At 67.4% G+C, this 1,180-nt stretch carries 1 protein-coding gene; it reads left to right on the top strand.

Annotated features, from left to right (window positions below):
• Nucleotides 1–45: 45 nt before the first annotated feature.
• Nucleotides 46–1,180, top strand: a 1,135-nt coding sequence (locus JHD63_RS22615; protein ID WP_198973047.1) for an FAD-dependent oxidoreductase, incomplete at its 3' end; no start/stop codon positions are given.

Genomic DNA, 1,180 nt, shown 5'->3' with positions numbered 1-1,180 from the left:
TGCTGGCGGACTTCCGCCGCGTGCTGCTGTAAGGAGACCGCACCCATGGCAATCATCGACATCAAGGTGCCCGACATCGGCGACTTCGCCGAGGTGGGCGTGATCGAAGTACTGGTCAAGCCCGGCGACACGGTCAAGGCCGAGCAGTCGCTGGTGACCGTCGAGTCCGACAAGGCGTCGATGGAAATCCCGTCCTCGCATGCGGGCACGGTCAAGGAAGTGAAAGTCAAAATCGGCGACAAGGTCGCCGAAGGCTCGGTGCTGATCAGCCTGGAGGCCGCCGATGCACCCGCAGCGGCCGCGCCGCCGCCCGAAGCGGCAAAATCCGAGCAAAAAGCGCCTGAAGCCCAGGTGGCATCTGGGCTTCGTGCTATCAATTCAGGAGCGTCCGCGCCCGAGATTTCCAACGCCGACTACGACCTGGTCGTGCTCGGTGGCGGCCCCGGCGGCTACTCGGCCGCCTTCCGCGCGGCCGACCTGGGCCTGAAGGTCGCGCTGGTCGAGCGCTACGCCACCCTCGGCGGGGTCTGTCTGAACGTCGGCTGCATCCCGTCGAAGGCGCTGCTGCACGTGGCCGCCGTCATGGACGAGGTCAAGCACTTCGCCGACCTGGGCGTGGATTTCGGCGCGCCCAGCGTGGACGTCGCCAGGCTGCGCACCCACAAGGAAAAGGTCATCGGCAAGCTCACCGGCGGCCTGGCCGCCATGGCCAAGATGCGCAAGGTCACCGTGCTGCGCGGCCTGGGAAGCTTCAGCGGCCCGAACGCCATGGAGGTGGCCGAGACCACCGGCAGCGGCCAGGAGAAGACCGGCAAGACGCAGTCCGTGACGTTCCGCCGCGCCATCATCGCAGCGGGCTCGCAGGCGGTGCGCCTGCCCTTCCTGCCCGATGACCCGCGCGTGGTCGACTCCACCGGCGCGCTGGCGCTGCCGGGCGTGCCCCAGCGCATGCTCATCGTCGGCGGCGGCATCATCGGGCTGGAAATGGGCACGGTCTACTCCAGCCTGGGCACGCGCCTGGACGTGGTCGAAATGCTCGATGGCCTGATGCAGGGCGCCGACCGCGACCTGGTCAAGGTCTGGCAGAAGATGAACGCGCCGCGCTTCGACAACATCATGCTCAAGACCAGGACGGTAGGCGCCAAGGCCACCGACAAGGGCATCGAAGTCACCTTCGAAG

This window comes from Xylophilus sp. ASV27 (assembly GCF_016428875.1).
Classification (GTDB): domain Bacteria; phylum Pseudomonadota; class Gammaproteobacteria; order Burkholderiales; family Burkholderiaceae_C; genus Xylophilus.
The sequence above is the reverse complement of the archived record's forward strand: the minus strand, read 5'-3'. Positions and strand labels throughout refer to the sequence as shown.